Consider the following 17,676-nt stretch of genomic DNA (forward strand, 5'->3'; position numbering starts at 1 on the left):
CGTCATCACCGGAAGCTGGTGACGACGGTGCGTGCGACACTTCCATTCTGGAAGGAGGCGAAGCCCTCCTCGAGGTCGTCGAGGCTCACGTGCCGTGAGACCAGGTCGTCGAGATTGAACCGTCCCTGCAGGTAGAGCTCGGCGTAGAGGGGGATATCGCGCTGCGGGTTGGTCGATCCCATATAGACGGAGTGGATGCTTTTCTTGTCCAGCATCAGCTCCTGGAAAACATCGAACTCAAGTATCGTCCCCGGCGACTGCATGCCGATCAGGAACGTGGTCCCGGTCGGCCGGGTGGCGGCGATCGCCTGCCGGGCGGTGCTTGTCACGCCGGCCGCCTCGAATGCATAGTCGACACCGATGCCGTCGGTGAGGCGCAGAACCTCCGTGACGGCATCCGTGTCGCTTGCATCGATCGTGTCGGTGGCGCCGAAGCGCCGGGCAAGGTCGAGCTTGGCCAGCTGGATGTCGATGGCGATGACGCGGCGCGCGCCGGCGAGTGCCGCCCCCTGCAGGGCCGACAGCCCAACGCCGCCGCAGCCGAACACGGCGACGGTATCACCGACGCGCACCGATGCGGTGTTGATGGCCGCGCCCGCACCGGTGGCGACCGCGCAGCCGAGCACCGCCGCCCGGTCGAAGGGCAGCTCCTTCGGAACGATGGCGAGATTGTTTGGGTGCAGGAGGATGCGTTCGGCAAACCCTCCGATGTGGGAAAAGGCCGCCACTGCCTTTCCGTCGAGCGAGAGCCGCGAGTCGGCATCCTGCTGCCGCTCGGTCTCAATCGTGCGGATGCACCGGGCGGGCCGGCCGGAAATGCACTCGACACAGTGTCCGCAATGACTGACCTCGCAGGCAACAACGTGGTCGCCCGGCGTCAGCCGGCGCACGCCAGGGCCGACCTCGAGCACGACGCCGGCGACCTCGTGGCCCAGGATGATCGGCAAGAGCCCCGGCGGAAGAGTCCGGGAGGCGAGGAAGTCGCTGTGGCAGATGCCACTGGCACGCACCTCAACGAGCACCTCACCCGGGCCGGGGGCGGCGATCTCGACCTCTTCGATGGTCATCGGTTCACCCGGTGTGTGGAGCACGGCAGCACGCATCAAATACCTCTTCCTTGAGAAATTCTTATACCTGTAAGCTATCAGCTAGCAGCGTATTTTGAGATGAATCCCAGAGTCAATGGTGACGAGAGGTGGCCGGTTGTGCAGGGCATGATTGTGCGTTTTCAGGTGCTCCCCGATTGTGAAGCACGTTTCGAGACGGGGATGCAGGCGATCGCCTCGATCACCGCCGAGGATCCGGACTACCACTACTATTCGGTGGCGCGAATAGAGGGAGAAACCGGCGGGTATCTCGTCAGTGAGAGGTTCGCAGACGACGCCGCGCTCGTTCGTCACATGAACGACCCGCGGATCGGCGCCGTCATGGCAGAAATCGAGCCGTGCCTCGCGGGCGCACCGGCTATCACGCGGATGGAGTTTCTCAATTGAACATGCGATTCGAAGGTCGTTCGGTGCTCGTCACGGGAGCGGCAGGGGGTATCGGTCTGGCCGCTGCCGAAGGGTTCGCGCGAGAAGGCGCCTGGGTGATGCTGGCCGATCGCGATGGTGATCGCGTGCACGCCGCTGCAACTCAGATCAGGTCGTGGGGAGGCCAGGCCTCGGCCGTGACCGTGGATATTTCAAACTACGACTCGGTGGCCGCGATGGTCGACGCCACGGTTGCCGAGACCGGTGCACTGCATATCGCCTTCAACAACGCCGGCATCCCGGCCACGATGTCCGGGGACTTCGAGAACCTCGATCTCGACGAATGGCACCGCCTCATCAGCACGAACCTCAGTGGCGCTTTCTATTGCATGCGGGCGGAGGTGCCGGCGTTGAAGGCGTCAGGCGGCACTGCCATCGTCAACACAGCCTCGATCCAGGCGTTGGTCGCCTCGCCGGGCATGCCGGGGTACATCGCGAGTAAGCACGGCGTGGCCGGTCTCACCAAGGCCGCAGCGCTCGATCTCATTCCCTTCGGCATTCGAGTCAACGCCGTGTGCCCGGGATTCATCGAGACTCCGATGCTCGCGCCCCTCGTCGCCGATCCCGGCACACGGGCCTTTATTGAGGGTAAAGCGCCCATCGGCCGCCTCGGCGCTGCCGCTGAGGTTGCCGACGCGGTGCTCTACCTGGCCTCCGATTCAGCCAGCTACGTCGTCGGCGCGTTGTTCAGCGTCGACGGTGGCGTTGCGGTTCTCTGAGACATTTGCTCGCCTGCTCGCCTGCTCGCCTGCTCGCCTGCTCGCCTGCTCGCCTGCTCGCCCGCCCGGCAGCCTTGTCAGTCAGCTGAGAGTAATTCGAATTCCTAGTGACAACTCCCATTTCGTGTGCGAGACTTACGTCCAGTCTTTAGACACCTGTCTTATGAGGCTGTCCGATAGCAATGGCGCCGGTGGTCTCTTCGACCGTCGTAATGGAAATGAGATTTGAATGAAACTCGAAGGCAAGGTCGCTTTCATCACCGGTGCAGCATCCGGAATCGGGCTGGCGACAGCAAAGCTCTTCGCGGCGGAAGGTGCGAGCGTGGTCGGCGTCGACCTGTCGGCGGATGCGCTGGCTCGCGAGTTCGATCTGATCCCCGGGTCGCTCGGAATCGCCCTCGACATCGCCAACAGCGCCGAGGTCGACGCGGCGTTCGTGAAGCTCGACAAGGCCTTCGGTCGTCTCGACATTGTCATCAACGCGGCCGGTATCAACGCTCCCAACCGGGCGGCCAATGAGGCCCTCATCGAGGCGAACGTCGCGTCTTTCCACGCTGCCCGCAGTGGCGAGTCCTTCGACCCGAACTTCATCGGGAGCACGACTGACGACGACTTCCGTCGCGTGCTCGAGGTCAACCTGTTCGGACAGTTCTACGTGATCCGAGCCGCGACGCCGCTCCTCAAGCGTGGCGGCGTCGGTGGAGCGATCGTGAACATCTCCAGCGCTGCCGCGCTGGTCGGTGTTCCAATGCCGCTGTACTACCCGGCCTCCAAGGCCGGCGTGCTCGGCATGACTCGCGGCGCCGCCGCCGAACTCGCACCGTTCAACATCCGCGTCAACGCGATCGCCCCCGCCGGGGTTGACACCCCTCTGCTGCGCCAGCAGCCGGAGGATTTCAACGAGGCACTGATTAGCATGCAGCCGCTTCGCCGTGCTGCGCAGCCAGCGGAAATCGCCGAGACCCTGCTCTTCCTGTCCAGCGACTCTGGTTCCTTCTACACCGGCCAGACCCTGGAGCCCAACGGCGGCATCCACATGTAGTCAGCGGGTGAGGGGTCCGTGCGAGTGGTCCCTCACCACGTGTTTCACATCAACACAATCATCACATCGGAGTGAAGTGTCATGAGTAGTACAGACGCCAGATTGAATGCAGACATGCTGGGCATTCTGAAGAACACCATCGAAGCCGACATCGAGTCGGGGATGTACCACGGTGCGCGGGTGATCGTCGCCCGCGATGGCGTGATCGGATTCGATGAGACCCTCGGTATGGCTGAGCAAGCCACCGGCCGGGTGCTGAAGCACGACGACATCTTTCGGGTGCTGTCGCTGACGAAGGCATTCACCAATGCGCTTGTTTATCAGGCGCTGGGCGAGGGCAAGCTCGCTCTGCATACCCGTGTGGTCGACATCATTCCCGAGTTCTTCGGAACGGACCGGTTCCGCGCCAACCGCAAGGACCGCATCAACCTGTCGCACCTGCTGACGCATCGCTCAGGCATGCCGAGCACTCCCGAGCCGCTGCCCAATGCGCAACTTGGCAATCTGGCCGACGTCATCGCGGCCATCTGCAGCATCGACGTGGTGGCGGAACCCGGTTCGGTTCTCAACTATTCGCCGGCCATCAACCACGCTCTCATGGGCGAGATGGTGCGCCGCGTCTACGGTGCTGAGAGCTTCCGAGACCTGGTCGAGGAGCACCTGTTCACACCGCTGGGCATGTCAGACACTCGGTTCGGTCCGAAAAAGGAATGGGCCGACCGTGTCGTGCCGCTCAAAGCCCTCATTCCCGACGGCGGCTGGCTCTCGCCGAAGGACATCGAAGACCTGAACGACGTCGTCGACGAGAACGCTGAGATGCCCTGGGTCGGGTCGGTCACCACCGCCGCCGACGTCTTCGCCTTCGCCGAGATGATCCGGAACACCGGCCTGCACGACGGCCAGCAGATCATCGCGTCCGCCATCCTCGATGTGGCCACCACTCTGCAGACCGGTGACATGCCGAACGACCTGTACGCGATGATGGCCCGCGCCCGCGGGTGGGAGGAACCGCCGGGAAACTTCGGCCTCGGCTTCTCTCTGTCCGGCACCGGCACACACGCGTCATTCTTTGGCCCGTTCACCAGCCCGCGCACGCACGGCAACTATGGCGCCGGTTCCACCCTTTTCTGGATCGACCCCGTCTCCGGCATCACCTTCGTGTGCCTCACCACGGGGGTCATGGAGGAGAGCGAGAACGTCGTCCGCTTTCAGAAACTCTCCACCATCGTCGCTGCCTCGGCCGGCTAACGACACTCCCGATCAGCCCGATAGACCAGCACGACCGACAAAGGAGTCACCCCATGACGATCACACCGTTGAAGCAGCCCACATCCCTCGCCTTCGATGCGATGGGCGATCACTACTACGAAGATCCCGCTCAGGCGTTCGCCGACGTTCGCGATGACGCGCCGGTCTTCTTTTACCCCTACCTGAACGTGTGGATCGTCACGCGGCGCGAGGACGCCGAGCTGATCCTGCCGGATTGGAAAAACTTCTCCAGTGCGGCCAACGGCGGCAACATCACCGTTCCCGAGCAGCACCAGGACTTCATCTCGTCCGAGCTGATCTCCCGGATCCTGGTCGGCTCTGACCCGAAGGGGCACACCCTCGCTCGAAGCGTGGCCCAGCGGGGCTTCGTTCAGGCCCGGATGGACGCCCTTAAGCCGCAGATCGAGGAGCGGGCCCACCGAATCATCGACCGGTTCGAGAGCGAGGGCCACGCCAACCTCATGGACGCGTACTGCTTGGAGCTCACCACGCAGACGATCATGGCCCTGATGGACCTGCCGCACGACCTCGAAGGCATGATGCGCCAGCTGCGCGACGACTTCTTCCGGATCCTAGCCAGCAGCCAGGAGCCCATGGCTGAGCCCGAGCTTTCGACGGTGTGGGATCGCTACGTCGCCGCCCAGTCGACGCTGCGCGACATCATCATCGCGCGTCGGGGGAAGTCGGGCGACGACCTCATCACCGTCATGGCGAACTCGAACGACAGCACGGGCGAACTGCTGATCCCGGTGGAACAAATTGCCGTGCACCTGGGCGAATTCGCCGCTGCCGGCACCGACACCACCGCGCAGGCCATGGCCAACGCCGTGATCTTCCTGTCGAAGAAACCGGAGTACATCGAGCAGGGCCTCGCTGACTCCGACCTGTGGTGGCGTGTCTTTGATGAGACCGTGCGCCGCCGCCCGTCGTCGCCGTTCGCCGGGCGGCGAGCCAACGTCGATATCACGCTCGGCGGCGCCGACATCAAGGCCGGCGACATCGTTTGGGTCGCCCTGGCCAGCGCCAACACCGACCCGGCTCACTATGAGGAGCCGTTCGACTTCGATATCCATCGCGAGGACTCGCGAGATCACCTCTCGTTCTCGAAGGGCCGCCACACCTGCCTCGGCCAGCCGCTTGCGCGGGTGCAGGGGGCTACCGGCCTGAAGGTGCTCTATGAGCGGATCCCGTCGCTGCGTCCCGACACCCCGATCAAGCTGGACTTCGTGCGGATGGCGCTGCTTCCGGTGCGTCGCTCGCTCGGAGTGACCTGGGAGGTCGACGCCGGTCTCACTCGCGACGAGGCCGAGGCGGCGCATCCGGAGCAGCCGCCGGCACGCCTGGCTCCCACCGACCCGCAGGCCCGCCTGGAGTTGACGGTCGCCGAGCGTCGCGACGAGTCGGATGGCGTGGTCTCTCTGGTGCTGCGCGACCCAGAGGGCCGGCTGTTGCCGGAGTGGACCCCGGGTGCGCACATCGACGTGACCGTGGGCGACCTGGTGCGTCAATACTCGCTGTGCTCGGCCGAAGGTGCCGAGGACCACTGGCGGATCGGCGTGCTCAAGGAGCCGAAGAGCCGCGGTGGGTCGATCGCGATCCACGAGCAGATCATCGAGGGGTCGACGCTCACCGTCAGCCTGCCGCGCAATCTCTTCGTGCTCCAGCCGTCGAAGAAATACCTGTTCGTCGGCGGTGGAATCGGGATCACCCCGATCCTTTCGATGATCGGCCAGGCCGACCGTGATGGCGCGGAGTGGTCTGCGATCTATGGTGGTCGCAGTCGGTCGTCGATGGCATTCCTCGACGAGTTCACGCCCTGGGGTGACAAGGTGCGCCTGGTTCCGGAGGACACCGACGGCCGCGTCGATTACGCCGAGTACCTGCGCGAGGTGCGCGAAGACACGCTGATCTACTGCTGTGGCCCGGAGCCGCTGCTGAACGCGTTGGAGGCGGCCACCGCGCACTGGCCGGAGGGCTCACTGCACACGGAGCGGTTCGTGTCGAAGGAGATCGACGACTCTGCGAACGTGGCCTTCGAGGTCGAGTTCGTGGACAGCGGAATCACGGTGCAGATTCCGGCGGACAAGTCGATCCTCGACATCGCTGAGGAGCTGAACCTTCCCGTGATCTCATCGTGTGGCGAAGGCACCTGCGGCACCTGCGAGACCCCTGTGGTGTCGGGCAAGGTGGACCACCGAGACTCCATCCTGACCGAATCGGAGCGAGTCAGCTGCGACACTATGTTCATCTGCGTCTCCCGCTCCCTGGGCGGCTGCAAGCTTAAACTCGAACTCTGAGACTGGTCAGAGACACTGAGACGGGTCAGAGACATTGAGGCTGGCAAGAGAGCGTGAACCGATGAGCGAACAGAAGAGCGACGATGGGTTTGCAACCCGATCGTCGCACATGGACGGCTGGGCTCCCCAGCACGCCTCCCTGCGGGAAACCCAGAAGCAGCTCACTCGGGAACGCCTGATCACCGCGGGCCTCGCGCAGTTCCGCGAGATCGGCTACAACCAGACCACGGCCGACGCCATCGCCAAGGCCGCGGGCGCCAGCCGTGCCACGCTGTACGTCTATTTCAAGAGCAAGGCCGAGATCGTCATCGAAATCATGCGCCGCATCGAGCCTGAAGTCCTGCGGGCATACAGCGACCTGGATTCGATTCGCGATCCCGACCTTAAATCCATCGAGGCGTGGTTGGCAACAACGATGGAGCAGTGGCGGGACCACCGGCTGGAATACGCGGCGATGGAGCAGGCGCTGGCCAGTGATGATGCCGTGACAGATGTCTGGTATGGGCTTCTGCAGACGACCTGGCAGCACATGCCGAACCTGTTCAACTCGTTGACCGATCCAGCGGACCGGGAAGCCGCGAAGCTTCATCTGCTCACCCTGCAGATGGCACTTGACCGAACGCTCTACTTCGCCATCGTGCGCGAACGCCCCATCGATTTGGAGTGCCTGCGCACCGTCGCGGCCACGCAGTGGCTGGATTTCCTCCACCGTGGGCGTGCCGCATCCGCGACCGGCACGACACCTCGTGCAGAAAAGGAATACTCATGACCAACGACGATCTCGCCGGCACGACAATGGATGCTGCGCCAGTGGATGCCACGACAACGGATGCCGCGCCAGTGGACGGTGCCCCCGAGCTGGCCCCCGGCCTCACCTGGGGGCTCAAGCGAAGCTTCATCCGCTACCTCTCGTCGCTGCCGGACGGCGCGCACGCGCTGGGGGAGGGGGCCTCGCTGGCCTACTCCAGTATCTTCCACTTCGAGCTGGGCGACGGCTCCACCTACGACCCGTCCACCGGGCGCGGCGTTCTGAAGTTCCGGGGCCAGGTGCAGCTGAGCGGGCACTACAACATGATGTTCGTGCTGATCGCGGACCCGTGGGTCGAGTTCACCGACGACGGCGTCGTGCTCACGGTGGTCGATTCACTCACCTGGCCAGACCGTCAGCAGCGGATCGTTCTCGCCGAGCTCGACCGGGTCGAACCTGAAACCGCCCCGGCCGGCTTGCTCTGGCAGGACGTTCCGGCACGCCTGAGCGCGCGCGGAGTGTTCGTCTTCAATGAGCAATACGGCCAGGGCGAGGAGATGGACCCGGTCTTCATCCTTCTTCCCTAAGCGGCACGAGGTCCGTCTGTTATGCGGCGACGAAGCGCACCGCGACGCTGGTCCAGTTGGTTCGGAGCGGACGGCCCGGTACCGGCTCGGCCGCCAGTTCGAATGACGTGGTCTTGGCCAGCAGCTGCGTCAAAAACTCGTGCAGTTCTTCGCGAGCGATGGGGGCACCCATGCACTGGTGCGGGCCGTGACTGAAAGTCAGGTGAGCGTTGGGGGTGCGGTCGGGAACGAACTCGTCCGCCCGGTCGAACTTGTCGGCATCGCGATTCGCGGAGAAGACGTTGAGACCGACCAGGGCGCCCTCCGGAATCTCTCGGTCCCGCACAGTCACAGCCTTGGTGGTCTTGCGACCGGTCTGGTGCAGCGGCGGGGCCAGGCGCAGGAACTCCTCGATTGCCGTCGGTATCAACTCGGGGTTGGCCCGCAGGGCATCCTGGTCGGCGGGGTGCTCGGCCAGGTACACAACGATCGAGCCGATCGCCCCGGTGGTGGTGTCGGCGCCGGCGGAGAAGATTTGCACGCCGAGTGAGAGTGCCTCCTCGTGGGTAACCTCGCGGCCATCCGGCTTCAACTCCAATACGCCGCTCATGATGTCGATGGCCGGATCCTGGGGGTTGTGCCGGCGCTCCTCGATCAGCTTCTCGACCGTTGGATACCAGAGGTCCTTATTGACCTCGCGGAGCTTCACGACGTCGTGCCGTACGGCATCCGCTTTGGCGAGGCTTTCGGCCATCGTGATCCAGGCGTCGTCAGGGAGCAGCATGAACTTCGCGAGCACCTGCTGGGGCACGATTCGCCCGAGCTCGTCAATGATGTCGCCTTCTCCGCGCGCGATCAGCGGGTCGAGGCAGTGGGCGATGATCGCCTTGATGTCGGGAACGAGCATTGCCACGCGCTCTGCCGTGAAGTACTGCATCAGGAACTTGCGGTAGAAGGTATGGATCGGCGGATTCGATTGAATCGGGATCGACATCATGAACTGCGGGAACTCGAGAAACGGCTGGCCGCTGGTGTACGTCTTCCAGTCCCGGCTCGCCTTTTGCACGTCGTCATACTTCATCAGTCCGTAGAAACCGTCGTAGTCGTCGGTGTAAGCGACGGGGATCTCCGCGCGCAGCCGGTCGTATTCGGCTGGGTAGTCCTGAACCGGGATGGGGCGCCAGTCGACGGCTTCCGTGCTGGAGCCCGGGGTGAGTGTGTCGGTCATTTTCTGAGCCTTCCGTTGACCCGCCATTGGATCGTCCGTGCCCGTGGCAGCGGTGATTGGCCCCAGCTTAGGCGGCGGAAGACACGCCGCGCATACTGTGTAGAGGATTTAGAGGGCAGACCTATACGTTCAGGATATAGCACAGGGGCCATAGTCTCAACGTATATCCCTCGCACCCAAATTCGAGGATTCGTATGGCTCGGTCCGGTGGCCCGCATTAGTGTGACTGGGGACCCGACGAAGCGTGGGTCACGCCAGAGCATCAAACTCAGCAAGGAGGCTGCGCGATGAGTGCGAACGTGAATGAAGCAATTGCCACGATTTCCCGGAAGCAGGGGGCCAGAGCGCCCCTCGACGGGGAGCCGTTGACCATTCGTGCCCGCCGTGACGTTTCAGACTCCGTGGTTGAGATTGAGTTCGTCAACCCGGACGGTTTCAGCCTGTCGGCCTGGAAGCCCGGAGCCCATCTTGAACTGACCCTGCCAAACGGTCTGGTGCGCCAGTATTCGCTGTGCAGTGATCCCGACGAGATCGGCAGCTACCGCGTGGCCGTGCTGAAAGACCCGCGAAGTCGCGGCGGTTCCGCCTTCATCCACGACGAGGTGCGCGAGGGTGATGTTCTCATGGTCTCCGGCCCACGGAACAACTTCGAATTCGTAGAGGCTCCCGACTACCATTTCGTCGCGGCGGGCATCGGCATCACTCCGATGATCCCCATGATCGAGCACGCCGAGCGCACGGGTGCGACGTGGAAACTCTCCTACCTGGGCCGTTCGAGGGCTTCGATGGCGTACAGCGATTCGCTCGCATCGCGCTACCCGAACAAGGTCGACATTCGCCCAGACGACGAGTTCGGGTTTCCCAACCTGCCGGCGCTGCTGGGCGAACCGCGGGACAACGTGAAAATCTACGCCTGCGGTCCGGAAGGCGTGCTGAAAGCGCTGGAAGGGATCGTTTCGGATGTCTGGCCCGCCGACACGCTTCGGCTGGAGCGCTTCGCTCCGAATGACGCGGAGGCACTAACCAAGAACCGCACCTCGTTCACCGTCAAGCTGACCCTGAGCGGACTGGAATTTGAGGTGCCAGAAGGCAGGAACATCGTCGAGGTCGCGGAGGAAGCCGGGGCATCCGTCATTTACTCCTGCATGGAGGGAACCTGCGGAACCTGCGAAACTCGTATCGTCTGCGGTGAGGCGGACCACCGCGACTCCATCCTGACCGACGACGAAAAGAACGCCAACGAAATGATGATGATTTGCGTCTCCCGGGCGAAGTCCGCGCGTCTCGAACTCGAACTGTAGAAGGATAAAAAATGACCAGTGACGCTCATCTTCCTGTTCTGATCATCGGCGGCGGCCCGGTCGGAATCCTCAACGCTTTGGGACTGGCTCGGGCCGGTGTTCCGGTTCATTTGTTCGAGCGCTCGGATGCCGTGGTCCAGTCGCCGCGCGCCGTGGTCTACCACTGGTCGGTGCTCGATGGGCTGGACCGCCTCGGTCTGTTCGAAGAAGCGTCGACCCGCGGCTTCCTCAAGCAGGACTATGCCTACCGAGTCTTCAAGACCGGCCAGGAGGTGCGCTACGGCCTGCAGGCCTTGGAGGGCAAGGTCACGCATCCGTTCAACCTGCACATGGGGCAGAACGTGCTCGCGGAGTTGGCCCTCGAACGCCTGATGGCCTACCCGCACGCCCAGGTGCACTGGAGTCACACCTTCGTCGGCGTCACCCAGGATGCCGACTCCGTTACCGCCGAGTTCGAGACAGTAGCGGGCCCGGTCACGTTCACCGGCTCTTGGCTGATCGGTGCCGACGGCGCCGGCAGCGCAGTGCGCAAGAGCCAGAACATCGACTTCGAGGGCATCACCTGGCCAGAGCGCTTTGTGGCCACCAATGTTCGGTACCCATTCGAGAAGAACGGCTGGGGCCAGACGACGTTCCTCGTCGACGACGAGTACGGCGCGATCATCACCAAGATCGACAACAGTGGCGCGCACGGACTGTGGCGGGTCACCTACGCCGAAGACGCGGCGCTGCCCGTTGACGGTATCGAAGAGCGGATGCCGGCATACTTCGCCGCGATCCTGGCGGACCCGGAGAACGTGGTCGTCGAGGCCTACTCGCCGTACAGCATGCATCAGCGCGCGGCGGCGCAGTTCCGCTCCGGCCGGGTGTTGCTGGCGGGCGACGCAGCGCACTCCACCAACCCGACGGGTGGCCTGGGGCTGACCAGCGGGCTGTTCGACACCTTCGTGCTGTACGAGGCTCTCGCCGCCGTCATCGCAGGCACGGCCGAGGAGGCGGTGTTGGACGTCTACGCCACGGAGCGTCACCGCATCTTCACCGAGATCGTTACTCCGGCAGCCAGCAACAACAAACGGCTGGTCTACCACTCGTCCGATCCGGTGCGCCTTGCAGAGGACCTGGCCGAGATCGAAAAGCTGCCCATTGATGAGGAAGCACTGGTCAAACGCCTCATGTTCCCGAAGTCGCTGGAGACCCCGTCCCTGATCGGAGCGTGGTAACCGTGCCCGGCATCACCGATTTCACCGGGCGCACCGCTGTTGTCACGGGCGGCGCCAGCGGTATCGGCTTCGCTCTCGCGAAGCGCTTCCTCGAGGAGGGAGCGCGCGTGGTCATCGCCGACATTGAGCAGAGCGCCATTGAGTCGGCTGTCGCCGAGCTCACGGCGCTCGGCGAGGTTCGCGGCATTCGCACGGATGTGCGGGATCTCGACCAGGTGCAGGCCCTCGCCGACGCGACGCTGGAGGCTTTCGGCCGGGTCGATATTGTCTGCAATAACGCCGGCGTTGAGACCGGCGGAACGTTCCTGAACATCACAGAGCAGGCCTGGCGCTGGGTCATGGACGTGAACTTCTTCGGCATTCTCAATGGATGCCGGGTGTTCCTTCCCATTCTCGAAGCGAACGGCGGCGGCCACATCGTCAACACGGCATCCGTCGCAGCGTTCAACTCGGGAACCGCCACGATGACCCCGTACTGCGCGTCGAAGTTCGCTGTGCTGGGGATGAGTGAGAGCCTAGAGGTCGAACTGCGAACGACCGGCAGCCCGGTCGGGGTCTCCCTGCTGGCGCCGGGCCCGGTGAAGACGCGCATGATCGAGGCCGAACGCAACCGCCCGGCCGATGTACCGCCGGCCACTGAACCCGGACGAGTGGCGATGATGGAGAAGCTCGCCGCGACCACGGCGGAGGTCGGGCTTGATCCGGCCGAGGTTGCTGACCAGGTGCTCCACGCCATCCGCACGAACCAGTTCTTCGTTTTGACGCACCCCGACATGGCCATGGCCGGCGTACAACGCCGCCTGGACTGGATGAAGACCGGGGTTCCACCGGCAGCACGCCGGGCCGGATCCTGACCGATGACGAGGTCAGCCCTCAGCCCGCACCAGTCCCCTTTGGCTCGAACGGTTCGGACCGGCGGGTTTTTCCTCCCCGGAGACATCCAGGATTCTGATCAGGGCCCGTGGCAATGGGGGCCAGCCTGGGTGCAGTGGGAAGCGCCCGCCGAGGGTACCGCCTTGCCGCCGTTGGTCTGTGTGCACGGCGGGGGAGGACAGTCCACCGATTGGTTCGGGGTGTCAGCGGATGCGCCAGGCTGGGCCCCGCGCGCCGTCGAGGTCGGCTACCCGGTCTATCTCCTCGATCGGCCCGGTCACGGCCGAAGTCCGTACGACCCGACGCGCCTGGGGGAGCGCACACCGTTCCCGGATTATGCGGGGGCGGCCGCGTTGTTCGCCCCCGACCCGGGAGATCCCACGCCGTTCAACCCGGCGTGGGAGTGGGAACGCCTGCCCGGTTCGCCTGAACTTGACGCCCTGGTGGCCTCCAGCGGCGGCATACTCCTGAACACGGCACTCAGCCAGGAACTGGATGCCCGGCGACTGGTCGATCTCTTGGAACGCACCGGTCCCGCCTTTCTCATCACGCATTCGGCGGGGTCGTCGGCAGGTTGGCTGGCGGCGTCCCGTGCGCCCGCGCTGGTGAGGGGGATCGTGGCGGTCGAGCCGATCGGCCCGCCCTGTCGCGACCTCGGGCCACGGGGCAGCCTGGAGTACGGGGTGACCGCGGTACCTCTGGACGGCGTCGGTCGACGACCACTGGAAGCACTGCCGGTGCTCATCGTCTCTGGTGAGGCATCCGGTCGCGCGGAGAATGACGCCGCCACCACGGCATTCCTTGCCGACCGGGGTGCCTCAGCCACGCACGTCAGGCTCGGCGATCTCGGTGTCACCGGCAACGGTCACGGTCTCATCCTGGAAGCAAATGCCGGTCACGCCCTCGCGCCGGTGCTGCGCTGGCTGGCCACACAGCAGGCTCAGTAGGCTCACGCGCACCACGCGGGCGGGAGGGCATATACATTCGACGTATGGATATGCGTCAGATTCGCTACTTTTCCGTTGTGGTGGGCAGCGGGTCGATCTCCAAGGCGGCCCGGCAGCTGGGGATGACCCAGCCTCCCCTGAGCGCGTCGATCGCGCAGTTGGAGAAGGAGGCGGGGGTGCGCCTGTTGGAGAGAACTGCGCAGGGTGTCGAGCCCACGCCGGCGGGGATCTATCTTGCCGCAGCCGGCGACCGGATGCTGCGGGAGTTCGCCCAGATCACGGCCGATCTCCAGTCCATCGGGCAGGGGCTGCTCGGGCAGTTGAACCTGGCCGCGGTCCTTCCGTTCTCCTGGGCCTATCTGCCGCCGCTTCTGCATTCCTTCAGCGAGATTGCGCCTCGCGTCGACGTGAATCTCAACGACCCCGCGCCGGACGTGGTGCTGGACGGGCTGATCAACGGCACCCTCGATATCGGCATCATGGCCACATCGGATTCCGACCGCCTGCAGACCATGTACTCGGCGCAGCTGCACGTCAGCCGCATTTCAGAGATGCCGTTAGCGGCGATCCTTCCCCCTCGTTTTGCGTCGCTACCGGGGCCGATCGACCTCCGCGACCTTGCCGGAGAGCGATGGATGCTGCCGAGTCAGACTCCGCGTTTTCTCGGACTGCCCGACCTGGTTCAGGAGCTGTGGTTCGAGAACGGGATGACCCCGCCGACCCTCAAGCTGATCCCGAACCTGCAAACAGCGTTGCCGTTGATTGCCGCCGACATGGGGGTGAGCGTCATGCCGGAGGCGGTCGCGGAGATGGCGCAGACGGTCGTGATTACCCGGCGGATCCGCCAGCGGGTGCCTCCGCTTCAGATTGCGATGGTCTGGTCGAAGACGCGCCAGCCGACCGAAGTGACGGAACGGTTTCTCGCCACGGCAATCGCCGGAACCCCGTCAGCGCTGGGCTCCCTGTAGGAAGGGTCTAGCGGCGACGATGTTCCGCACGCGGCAGTGTCGACCGGCAGTGTCGACCGGCAGTCTCGCCGGGCAGTGCCCGCCCGATGTTATTCGCCGTTTTCCTTCAGCCAGCGTGCGATCTCGGTGTGATCGGCCGTGGCCGGAAGGGCGGCCGCGGCACGGTCCCAAAGCTCGACGGCGTGCTGGCCGAGCAGGCTCGGCATTCCGAGCTGCGCACACAGGTCAGTCGCGATTTTCATATCTTTCAGCATCAGGCGAAGCCCGAATCCGGAGTTATATGTCTCTGGAAGAATGAAGTTCGGCCATTTGTTCTCGGTCGATCCGCTCCGGCCGCTTGAGTTGTTGATGGCTCCGAGCATGACCTTCGGGTCGAGGCCGAAGCGTTCACCGGCAAGGATCGCCTCACTCGTGACGAGCAGATGCGTTGCCGACAGCAGGTTGTTCAGCGCTTTGAGAGCGTGCCCGGCCCCGGTATCGCCCGCGTGAACGACCTTTCCGAGGATTGACAGGATCGGGGTGACCGACTCCACCGGGTTGATGCCCCCGCCGACCATGATGGTGAGCGTGCCGTTGACCGCGCCCGTGACTCCTCCGGAGACGGGGCCGTCGAGAAGAACGGCACCCTGCGTCTCAACAAGCTTCTCGGCGAGCGCACGGGTGCGAAGCGGTTCGGATGAGCTCATGTCGACGATGACCGTGGTGCTGGAGAGCGCCTTCAGTGCTTCCGGTGCGAGGATCACGTCTTCGACGATCGCGGAGTTGGGGAGCATGAGGATCAGCACGTCGACTCCCGCGATGGCTTCGGTCGGGCTCCCCACCGCTCGTCCGCCCGCTTCGGTGAGGCGCGCTCGAGCGGATTCGGCAAGGTCGAAGCCGATGACCGTGTGTCCTGCCGCGATCAACCGGCTCGCCATGGGGGTTCCCATGTTGCCGAGGCCGATGAAACCAATGGTCGCGGGTGTGATGGCGGTCACAGGGCTCCCAGCTCGTCAAGTGTCTTCTCGGCGATGCGGAACGACTCGAGTGCAGCCGGCACTCCCACGTAGATGGCCGTCTGGAGCAGGGCTTCCTGAATCTCACTGACAGTGCAGCCATTCGTCACGGCGCCGCGCACGTGCACGGCGAGTTCGTGCGGACGGTTCAGGGCCGTCAGCATGGCCAGGTTGAGCAGGCTGCGCGTCTTCGGCTCCAGGCCGTCGCGGGTCCAGACGGCGCCCCAGCAATACTCGGTGACAAGCTCCTGGATCGGGCGGGAAAAGTCGCTGACGTTGGCCAGGGATCGCTCGACGTGAGCGGCGCCCAAGACAGCCTTGCGCATGCCGATTCCTGCTTCATAGGTGTCGGCGTGTGTGACAACGTCGCGCGTGGTCTCGGTGGTCATGGTTCTCCTTACGACTCGACGGCCTGTTGGCCGCGTCGGCACGGAGCGTGTGTTCGACAATGAACACAGATGGCGCCCTCGCAAATGAATTGTACGACAATCTTTAGAGAAGCGCAGGATGCGAATCGGGCCTGTTGCGCTTTGAAAGAGCGGCGCGTACGGTGGACAACTGTTCAGTGAAAGTCGTAAACTCCGATTGTATGTTGGTCTGGACGTCGATTGAATGCCCGTCTGACGAGAGGGAAAGGTCGCACTCGCAATGCAGCGAGAAACGATCGTGAACCGAATCGGTAGCCTCTCGCCCGGCACAACTCTCCCGAACTGATAACCGAACGAGAACACAAGAGAAAGAGATTGCGACAATGGAGACGCTCACCGAGGCACCGGTTTCAGACTATGACCCGTTCGCTCCTGAGGTGCTCGCGGATGTGCACCACTACGACGGGTTGCTGCGCGAGGTCGCGCCGGTCGTGTACATCGAGAAGTACGATTTCTACGCGATCACGCGTGCGGAAGAGGTTCAGAAAGCCCTGCGCAACTGGCGCGTGTTCTCGTCCACCGATCGCCCGTTCTATGAGCCCAATCCGTTCCGCACGGCCGCGCCGCTGATGCAAGACCCGCCGGACCATACCCACACCAAGTCGGTGATGCTCCGGATCTTCTCGGCGGAAAACATGGAGAAGATGCAGAACCACTTCGAGCGGGAGGCTGAGGCCCTCGTTGATGAGTTGATGGCCAATGGCCCGATCGAGGTTGACGCCTATAAAGACGTGGCTGCCCGGTACGTGCTCAAGATCTTCCCCGACATCCTTGGCCTTCCCGAGCAAGGGCGTGAGCTTCTCTTGACCTTCGGGGATGCGGTTTTCAACGTCTTCGGTCCGCACAACGACCACTACAAGAAGAAGATGGAGAACGGCCAGCCCGCTCTCGAATGGGTCGCGGCAAATGCCACCCGCGAGCGCCAGACCGAGGGTGGAATCGGTTGGCAGCTCTACCAGGCAGCTGACGAAGGCATCATCACCGAAGAAGAGGCGCTGCAGCTGCTCGTCGCCGTTTTCGGTGCTGGCTTCGACACCACCGTCTTCAGCATTGCGGGCATGCTGCGCGCGTTCGCCGACAATCCAGACCAGTGGCAGCTCCTGCGGGAGAACCCCGACCTGCTGTCGTCGGCATTCGAGGAATCGACGCGCTACTACGCCCCGTCACGGTACGGCGGACGTGTCGCGATGAAGGATACCGAGCTCGGCGGAATCCGCATCCCGGCCGGAGCGAAGGTGTTCGCGATGTGGCTCGGCGCCGGGCGCGACGCCCGCAAGTGGGACAACCCCGACCAGTTCATCATCAACCGCCCGGAGCCCCAGAGCCACCTCTCGTTCGGCTTCGGAATCCACACCTGCGCCGGCCAGGCGGTCGCGCGCATGGAAGGACGTTCGATCCTCGCAGCGCTTCTCAAGCGAGTCGGTTCGATCGATCTCGTCGGCGAGCCGCGTCGCGCGATCAACTTCCAGGCGTTCGGCCATGAATACGTGCCGATTCGCCTCAACCCGATTTCCGAGTAACCGAGCTCTACCCGCGTAACCGC

The 17,676-nt window shown here is 64.0% G+C and carries 17 protein-coding genes; 13 read left to right on the top strand and 4 right to left on the bottom strand.

Annotated features, from left to right (window positions below; genetic code table 11):
• Positions 1 to 5: 5 nt before the first annotated feature.
• Positions 6 to 1,067 carry a zinc-binding dehydrogenase gene (locus tag ABD791_RS14015; RefSeq protein WP_345067809.1) on the bottom strand — a complete coding sequence of 354 codons (1,062 nt, stop codon included), beginning with the start codon at positions 1,065 to 1,067 and terminating at the stop codon, positions 6 to 8.
• Positions 1,068 to 1,214: 147 nt separating this feature from the next.
• Between ABD791_RS14015 and ABD791_RS14020 the strand changes: the two genes are divergently transcribed.
• The 7 genes from ABD791_RS14020 (at position 1,215) to ABD791_RS14050 (ending at position 8,194) form a co-directional block, all read left to right on the top strand.
• Complete coding sequence (locus tag ABD791_RS14020) at positions 1,215 to 1,493, top strand: putative quinol monooxygenase (protein ID WP_345067883.1); 279 nt, start codon at positions 1,215 to 1,217, stop codon at positions 1,491 to 1,493.
• 2 nt (positions 1,494 to 1,495) lie between these two features.
• Entirely contained in the window at positions 1,496 to 2,251 is a 756-nt protein-coding gene (locus tag ABD791_RS14025; RefSeq protein WP_345067811.1) for an SDR family NAD(P)-dependent oxidoreductase, read from the top strand.
• Positions 2,252 to 2,480: 229 nt separating this feature from the next.
• Positions 2,481 to 3,293 carry an SDR family NAD(P)-dependent oxidoreductase gene (locus ABD791_RS14030; RefSeq protein WP_345067813.1) on the top strand — a complete coding sequence of 271 codons (813 nt, stop codon included), beginning with the start codon at positions 2,481 to 2,483 and terminating at the stop codon, positions 3,291 to 3,293.
• Positions 3,294 to 3,407: 114 nt separating this feature from the next.
• The gene (locus tag ABD791_RS14035; RefSeq protein WP_345067814.1) at positions 3,408 to 4,541 is read left to right on the top strand and encodes a serine hydrolase domain-containing protein; all 1,134 of its coding nucleotides are present in this window, start codon (positions 3,408 to 3,410) and stop codon (positions 4,539 to 4,541) included.
• 53 nt (positions 4,542 to 4,594) lie between these two features.
• Entirely contained in the window at positions 4,595 to 6,859 is a 2,265-nt protein-coding gene (locus tag ABD791_RS14040; RefSeq protein WP_345067816.1) for a cytochrome P450, read from the top strand.
• A 61-nt stretch (positions 6,860 to 6,920) separates the two neighbouring features.
• The gene (locus tag ABD791_RS14045) at positions 6,921 to 7,628 is read left to right on the top strand and encodes a TetR/AcrR family transcriptional regulator (protein ID WP_345067817.1); all 708 of its coding nucleotides are present in this window, start codon (positions 6,921 to 6,923) and stop codon (positions 7,626 to 7,628) included.
• On the top strand, positions 7,625 to 8,194 hold the full coding sequence (locus tag ABD791_RS14050) for an HtaA domain-containing protein (protein WP_345067819.1): 570 nt from the start codon (positions 7,625 to 7,627) through the stop codon (positions 8,192 to 8,194). Before ABD791_RS14045 ends, ABD791_RS14050 begins: the two co-directional genes overlap by 4 nt.
• A gap of 19 nt (positions 8,195 to 8,213) precedes the next feature.
• Here the strand turns inward: ABD791_RS14050 and ABD791_RS14055 are convergent, their stop codons facing one another.
• A complete protein-coding gene (locus ABD791_RS14055) occupies positions 8,214 to 9,401 on the bottom strand; it encodes a cytochrome P450 (RefSeq protein ID WP_345067821.1) in 1,188 nt (395 codons plus the stop codon).
• Positions 9,402 to 9,688: 287 nt separating this feature from the next.
• Between ABD791_RS14055 and ABD791_RS14060 the strand changes: the two genes are divergently transcribed.
• From ABD791_RS14060 to ABD791_RS14080, 5 genes are read left to right on the top strand one after another with little or no spacing between them, the layout of a single operon-like run.
• Positions 9,689 to 10,702: a PDR/VanB family oxidoreductase gene (locus ABD791_RS14060; protein ID WP_345067823.1), complete on the top strand. Its 1,014-nt coding sequence runs from the start codon at positions 9,689 to 9,691 to the stop codon at positions 10,700 to 10,702.
• A gap of 11 nt (positions 10,703 to 10,713) precedes the next feature.
• The gene (locus tag ABD791_RS14065; RefSeq protein ID WP_345067825.1) at positions 10,714 to 11,922 is read left to right on the top strand and encodes an FAD-dependent oxidoreductase; all 1,209 of its coding nucleotides are present in this window, start codon (positions 10,714 to 10,716) and stop codon (positions 11,920 to 11,922) included.
• Entirely contained in the window at positions 11,916 to 12,776 is an 861-nt protein-coding gene (locus ABD791_RS14070) for an SDR family NAD(P)-dependent oxidoreductase (RefSeq protein ID WP_345067827.1), read from the top strand. Before ABD791_RS14065 ends, ABD791_RS14070 begins: the two co-directional genes overlap by 7 nt.
• A 3-nt stretch (positions 12,777 to 12,779) precedes the next feature.
• The gene (locus ABD791_RS14075) at positions 12,780 to 13,742 is read left to right on the top strand and encodes an alpha/beta fold hydrolase (RefSeq protein WP_345067829.1); all 963 of its coding nucleotides are present in this window, start codon (positions 12,780 to 12,782) and stop codon (positions 13,740 to 13,742) included.
• Between the two features lie 44 nt (positions 13,743 to 13,786).
• On the top strand, positions 13,787 to 14,710 hold the full coding sequence (locus ABD791_RS14080) for a LysR family transcriptional regulator (protein WP_345067831.1): 924 nt from the start codon (positions 13,787 to 13,789) through the stop codon (positions 14,708 to 14,710).
• 89 nt (positions 14,711 to 14,799) lie between these two features.
• Here the strand turns inward: ABD791_RS14080 and ABD791_RS14085 are convergent, their stop codons facing one another.
• Both ABD791_RS14085 and ABD791_RS14090 read right to left on the bottom strand, forming a co-directional pair.
• Complete coding sequence (locus ABD791_RS14085; RefSeq protein ID WP_345067832.1) at positions 14,800 to 15,687, bottom strand: NAD(P)-dependent oxidoreductase; 888 nt, start codon at positions 15,685 to 15,687, stop codon at positions 14,800 to 14,802.
• The gene (locus tag ABD791_RS14090) at positions 15,684 to 16,094 is read right to left on the bottom strand and encodes a carboxymuconolactone decarboxylase family protein (protein WP_345067834.1); all 411 of its coding nucleotides are present in this window, start codon (positions 16,092 to 16,094) and stop codon (positions 15,684 to 15,686) included. The genes ABD791_RS14085 and ABD791_RS14090 overlap by 4 nt, the downstream gene beginning before the upstream one ends.
• A 362-nt stretch (positions 16,095 to 16,456) precedes the next feature.
• Between ABD791_RS14090 and ABD791_RS14095 the strand changes: the two genes are divergently transcribed.
• A complete protein-coding gene (locus ABD791_RS14095) occupies positions 16,457 to 17,653 on the top strand; it encodes a cytochrome P450 (protein WP_345067836.1) in 1,197 nt (398 codons plus the stop codon).
• Positions 17,654 to 17,676: the final 23 nt, after the last annotated feature.

The organism is Glaciibacter kafniensis (assembly GCF_039538945.1).
GTDB lineage: Bacteria > Actinomycetota > Actinomycetes > Actinomycetales > Microbacteriaceae > Cryobacterium > Cryobacterium kafniensis.

Bases quoted from the DNA above. Each gene is read 5' to 3' on its own strand.
- ABD791_RS14015 (WP_345067809.1), bottom strand. From the start codon at position 1,067: ATGACCATCGAAGAGGTCGAGATCGCCGCCCCCGGCCCGGGTGAGGTG.
- ABD791_RS14065 (WP_345067825.1), top strand. From the start codon at position 10,714: ATGACCAGTGACGCTCATCTTCCTGTTCTGATCATCGGCGGCGGCCCG.
- ABD791_RS14035 (WP_345067814.1), top strand. From the start codon at position 3,408: ATGCTGGGCATTCTGAAGAACACCATCGAAGCCGACATCGAGTCGGGG.
- ABD791_RS14095 (WP_345067836.1), top strand. From the start codon at position 16,457: ATGGAGACGCTCACCGAGGCACCGGTTTCAGACTATGACCCGTTCGCT.
- ABD791_RS14060 (WP_345067823.1), top strand. From the start codon at position 9,689: ATGAGTGCGAACGTGAATGAAGCAATTGCCACGATTTCCCGGAAGCAG.
- ABD791_RS14020 (WP_345067883.1), top strand. From the start codon at position 1,215: ATGATTGTGCGTTTTCAGGTGCTCCCCGATTGTGAAGCACGTTTCGAG.
- ABD791_RS14050 (WP_345067819.1), top strand. From the start codon at position 7,625: ATGACCAACGACGATCTCGCCGGCACGACAATGGATGCTGCGCCAGTG.
- ABD791_RS14040 (WP_345067816.1), top strand. From the start codon at position 4,595: ATGACGATCACACCGTTGAAGCAGCCCACATCCCTCGCCTTCGATGCG.
- ABD791_RS14090 (WP_345067834.1), bottom strand. From the start codon at position 16,094: ATGACCACCGAGACCACGCGCGACGTTGTCACACACGCCGACACCTAT.
- ABD791_RS14030 (WP_345067813.1), top strand. From the start codon at position 2,481: ATGAAACTCGAAGGCAAGGTCGCTTTCATCACCGGTGCAGCATCCGGA.
- ABD791_RS14045 (WP_345067817.1), top strand. From the start codon at position 6,921: ATGAGCGAACAGAAGAGCGACGATGGGTTTGCAACCCGATCGTCGCAC.
- ABD791_RS14075 (WP_345067829.1), top strand. From the start codon at position 12,780: ATGACGAGGTCAGCCCTCAGCCCGCACCAGTCCCCTTTGGCTCGAACG.
- ABD791_RS14055 (WP_345067821.1), bottom strand. From the start codon at position 9,401: ATGACCGACACACTCACCCCGGGCTCCAGCACGGAAGCCGTCGACTGG.
- ABD791_RS14025 (WP_345067811.1), top strand. From the start codon at position 1,496: ATGCGATTCGAAGGTCGTTCGGTGCTCGTCACGGGAGCGGCAGGGGGT.
- ABD791_RS14080 (WP_345067831.1), top strand. From the start codon at position 13,787: ATGGATATGCGTCAGATTCGCTACTTTTCCGTTGTGGTGGGCAGCGGG.